Source organism: Rhodopirellula maiorica SM1 (assembly GCF_000346295.1).
Classification (GTDB): domain Bacteria; phylum Planctomycetota; class Planctomycetia; order Pirellulales; family Pirellulaceae; genus Novipirellula; species Novipirellula maiorica.
In genome coordinates this window covers 1-4,977 of record NZ_ANOG01000091.1, presented here as the reverse complement: position 1 = coordinate 4,977, position 4,977 = coordinate 1, and the positions used below count along the sequence as shown (strand labels likewise).

At 57.2% G+C, this 4,977-nt stretch carries 4 protein-coding genes; all 4 read right to left on the bottom strand.

Features of this window, described 5'->3' with window-relative positions; all coding sequences use genetic code 11:
• Positions 1–5 precede the first annotated feature (5 nt).
• Positions 6–959, bottom strand: a complete 954-nt coding sequence (locus RMSM_RS02735) for an AAA family ATPase (RefSeq protein WP_008691232.1) — start codon at positions 957–959, stop codon at positions 6–8.
• Entirely contained in the window at positions 956–3,100 is a 2,145-nt protein-coding gene (locus RMSM_RS02730) for a transglutaminase-like domain-containing protein (RefSeq protein ID WP_008691230.1), read from the bottom strand. Before RMSM_RS02730 ends, RMSM_RS02735 begins: the two co-directional genes overlap by 4 nt.
• Before the next feature lie 138 nt (positions 3,101–3,238).
• Positions 3,239–4,444: a DUF58 domain-containing protein gene (locus RMSM_RS02725; protein ID WP_144057327.1), complete on the bottom strand. Its 1,206-nt coding sequence runs from the start codon at positions 4,442–4,444 to the stop codon at positions 3,239–3,241.
• 201 nt (positions 4,445–4,645) lie between these two features.
• The coding region (locus tag RMSM_RS42265) for a hypothetical protein (protein WP_040763782.1) at positions 4,646–4,977 on the bottom strand (332 nt) is incomplete at its 5' end.

Sequence of the window (4,977 nt, the reverse complement as noted above, 5' to 3'; positions counted from 1 at the left end):
AACGATCATCGGTACTCCGGTGCAGGGACAGTATCGAGCAAACGGTTAATCACGCCGCCGCTATCCTCGCTGGTCGTCAGCAGTCGGACCGACAACACCGGGCGAGCGACGTGCAGCACGTCACTGGGGGTGACGAAGTCCCGGCCTTGCAACATCGCCCACGCTTGAGCGATGCGTTGCCATAGCAACATCCCTCGTGGGCTGACGCCCAATTGAATCGCCGAGTCGCCGCGAGTCGCTTCGACCAGATCGACCAAGTACTCTCGAACTCGCGGATGCACCGTGATCGTTTTGACGGCGTATTGAAGTCGTGCAAGCTCATCGAGCGACAGCACACTCGAAGCCGCATCGCCGTTTGCATCCGCCCGAGATGCCGCTTCCAGGATTCCCATCTGGGACGCACGATCGGGATAGCCGATTTTCATCTTGATGGTGAACCGATCCAATTGAGCTTCGGGAAGCGGGTACGCGCCGTGCGAGTCGATCGGGTTTTGGGTCGCAATCACAAAAAACGTTTTCGGTAATGTGTACTCAACCGCGTCGATCGTCACCTGGCGTTCAGCCATTGCTTCAAGCAAGGCACTTTGCGTTCGCGGCGTGGTGCGGTTCAGTTCGTCAGCCAGTAGGACGTCCGCGAACACCGGCCCAGCGCGAAACTCAAACTCGCGTGTTTTCTGGTTGAATAGGTTGAAACCGGTCACGTCCGAAGGCAACAAGTCGGGCGTGCATTGCACACGCGCCAATCTGCCGCCGACGCACGCCGCAATCGCTTTGGCAAGCGTCGTCTTGCCGGTTCCCGGTAAATCGTCCAGCAGCAAATGACCTTGGGCAAGCAAGCACGCGATTACCAATTCGATCGCATCTTCTTTGCCCAACAGCACGCTATTGAGACTGCGCCGCAGACCGTCGAGCGAGTCACTGGCTAAAGCGACATCGGGTGTATTTTCAAGTAGGTTCATACAGTAGTCTCCGAGGCGAGTTGTCGGAGGACGGGGATTTTCAGATTCATGAGTAACTCGTTTGAGACATTGTCTTCGTGGAATGTGTTTTCACTCTCCGCGAACGCAGCCCGGTCGGCGGCGTCGCAAAACCGACGAGCGGTTTTTAGGAGCGGGTCGTGGGTAGAGGTGATCGACAGCAGCCAATCCCGTTGCGGTCGACCGGCGATCCGTGAACAACCGGCGTACCTAGCTCGCGTTTGCAGCACACGCATCGCCAAAGCCATCCGGCCTCGCGGCCAAACGATCACGCCAATTCGATACAAGACGCTCAGCGCCAATTCGATCCAGAACAAACGTGTGAGGAACAACAACCCCGCGGCGGCGATCAATCCGATCGCGTGTGGCCAATGTGCCGCGGCAAACTGCTGCGTGACCAGCCATGCCGACGGTGTATAGATTGGCTGTCGATACCCCGGCGTCGGCTCAATCTCGAACCAACGGTTGTCATCAAGTTGGACTTCGACCCAAACGTGAACGTCATCCGGTAACACGTTGGTGTGTCCGGCTGTGATGTCGATGGCCGAGGGTCTCACGTAGAACCCCGTCACTAAACGGGATTGCAAACCGATTTCGCGAGCAAGTAACGCCGCAGTGGTTGCGAACAAGTGATCTCCGCCTCGTCGCGTCTTTAGAAAACCGGCGATCGAATCCTCGTCCGTGGTTTCCGCTGAGCGATCAAATGTGAAATCCGATCGGAGCCGCGAGACGATCGCTTGCAGCTTTTCGTACGGATGATCGCAACCGGCGGTCCACTGCGTCGCACAATCTCGTAGCGGGTGAGAGTCCAAACTCAACTTCACCCTCCCGCTTGCGGGAGGGTCGGACGCGACAGCGGCCTGGGAGGGTTCGCTCAACTCCGTGCTCGCCGCATCCTCGTTTTGATCGAAATTTAGGGAGCACGTGTGAAGTGGAAGCCTATCCCACAATTCGTCCTCCGCAATCTTGGTCGATGCGACGTTCACCACGGTCAACGCTGGGACCTTTTCACGACCAGGCATAAAGTATGATCCGTCGTCTTCGATTCCAAAGAAGTCTTGCCGGTCGACGTCCTTGACATGCACCCCCATCGTCAACATGGGTACGGGAAGTCGCGTCGAATCGAGCCGCAGGACTTTCAACAAGTTCACTTCCGCGGCGGATCTTGTCGGTGACGACAACTTCGGATCCATGAACCAAGCCGCCCCGTCATAATCGCGACGATCCAGCTTTTCATTGCCAAGCGTTGCCGAGTTCGTCCAATCGGAACCCTCAAACGTGTCATAGCGGTTCATTGCCAAGCGGATGCCGGTGGGACCTGCCCACTGAATCACCGCGTTTTCGGGCGAGTCCTTCAAATGCAAATGCTTCTTCGGCGGCATGCGATCGGTCGAGAACGAGCTGCCCCCCTTTTCGCTCTTCGCGGTTTGTTCGTGCGTCTCGATCATCTTTTCAGGAGCCAAACCTTGACGTCGTTCCCACTTGTTCTTTTTCTTGGGCTCGCCGATGGCGTCGTTGTACATGTCGAACAACGATGGCTGTGTCGATTCCAAAAACAGATCCGACTCGACCGCACCAAACGATTCCGCGTGGTCCTTGGCGGCAATCGTTGCATCGCCTGTTCCCACGCCACTACGAGCGGCCGGGTCCGACCATTTGGATCCGCCGCTGGTCGGCATAAATCCACCGCTAAATCGCTTCGATTCACCAAACCGGTCGCGAACCACCAGTCCGCTGAGAATGCAAATGGCAACCGCGACGACGACCGAAGCCGGACGTACGGTTTTGCCCCGATGCACTTGTTGCACCGCACACAGATCGAGTCGTTCCCAATGATTGGCAATCAAATGCCAAACGCAAACCGCCAACCAAACGATCGCGATCAAAACGGCGTGGCGACTATCCGAAATGGCGACCGCAAACAGAGTGAGGAAGCCGGATGACACCAGCGACATCGGTTGGATTCGCTCGGATCCGATCGCCATCGCAAGCGAAGCGGCAGCGAGCGTCGTCAATGCGGTCATCTCGAAAGCAATCGGCGATCCGAAGACTCTTGCAACCACAGCGGCAACGATCGGTACGACAACCATCGCAATCGACCATCGACGCTGTCGCGACGTCATCACGACTTCCGCGCAAAAAACGCTGCGATTAAAAACATCTCCGCGATGAAGAGCACTCGGGATTCGACGTAGAAACGAAGGCAAGCGACCGCGATGATCGAGAGCACCGCCAGCACAATCGCTTCGTAAGTCCGGCGGTCAAGCTGCAACGTCCGCATCTCGGATCTCCTTCCACAAACCAGCGATCGCCGTGGCCAAGTCGTCGCGGAGACCAATGAAGATCTCGCGAGTTGCACCTCCGGCCCGTCGACTGCCCAAGGGGTCTTGAATCTGGATCACCACCTCGCCGCTTGCCGAACCGGAAATGCCGATCCTCGCCTTCGCGTTCGCTCGATGGATAGGCTCGCAGGGTTCTCCATCCACGGGAACGCCCGCCAACGCATCCAGCATCTGACGTCGACCGCGTGAGTCACACTTGTAAGTCAGTCGGTCATTGCCCAGCCGCACTCGCGCCCGAATCCGTGATTGATGCAGCGAATCCAGTATGCTGGCCGCAACTCGAATGCGTCGCGCCAACGACTCGCGACTCGCATTGCTAGACGTGTCAATGAACACATCAAGTTCCACCGATTGCGGTCCGCCTCGCTCGGTCACGATCAAACATTCGGATCTCGCTGATGCAACCCAATTGACGTGTTTGGCAGAATCGCCTCGGCGGAACGACCGTACGCCGACAAAATCTCCGCTGCGGCCGCCACGACTGCCGTCACCCTCGTCGGCGTTGATTTGTCCGATGATTGGCAGGACTCCCAGCACCCGGTAAACCCTCGGCCAAACCGTCAGCGGCCGGACGTCACGCAGTTCGCGTCGCGCCGTCCAAATGCCAAACGGAAACGAACACGCCACTTGAGGCTTTGTGGTTGGATAATGTCCGCGAAGCGTTGGTGTCACGTTGACGCAGTAATCGGCGGTGCAAAGCGGCGGAACACAGGCCAAACCCACGGTAGGAACGTTATCATCGTTTGCAATGTTTTCCAAATAGGCTTCGATCGCCAAGCCCCAAACGGGAATCGGAATTCGATTGCGGATGCTCAGCACCATGCGGCATGCGGTGTCCTCGTGAACCGCATCGGTTTCCGGATGCAAGTCGCACTGCGTCACCCGAACGGCAACCCAAGGCCACGCCATCCCAGTAGCCATGATCGCAGTCAATGACGCGGCGAGCGTCCAACCGATGGGACTAAAGTACAGACCGATAATCACGCTGATCGCGGTCGCCAACGCAAACCAGCCTACGGGCTCTTTTAACCAGTAAACGAAACGATTCGCCCACGGACAAAAGTCGGTTGTCAATAATCGTGACCACCAACTTTGATCGGAGGGCATATCATGGACAATAGCCATGGAAACGCACCTTCAATGCATGGAGAAGACGCCTAAGCGAATCGCTTCAACACCCACCGCGAGCGCACACTGATTCCAAAACAGCAGCACCAACCGGGGTGAAACGACAAAACGCTCAAGCAACGGGATTGAACGAAACAAGCGTTCAGCCCCGAGGCGGTCCTCGTAGCGAGAGGCTGCAGAGAAAGGTTCCCGAGACAATCACATCGTCTCGTACCACGCTACCGTCAGACGGCGTGGCAGCAAACCAAGCAAAGTTGCCATTGATTGGGGAAATCGCATGACGTGATGCGAAGAAGTGCTGGCAAATACTGCACGAATCAGAATCGTGCTTCGCCGGTGGCTGGTTTTCCCCCTCCGCCGAATCATCTTTTGCTTGCCGCCCGTCCGCCAAATGCTGGTGGGATCCCGGCTTTTCTTCTCGGTGGCAATGATGGTGACAGCAACACGCACTCGAAACCGATTCAGCCCCAATGGAGGCTTGATTCGCACTGGCCGCTGTGGAGTGCGAGGAATGAGAGCAGCCGACGTGC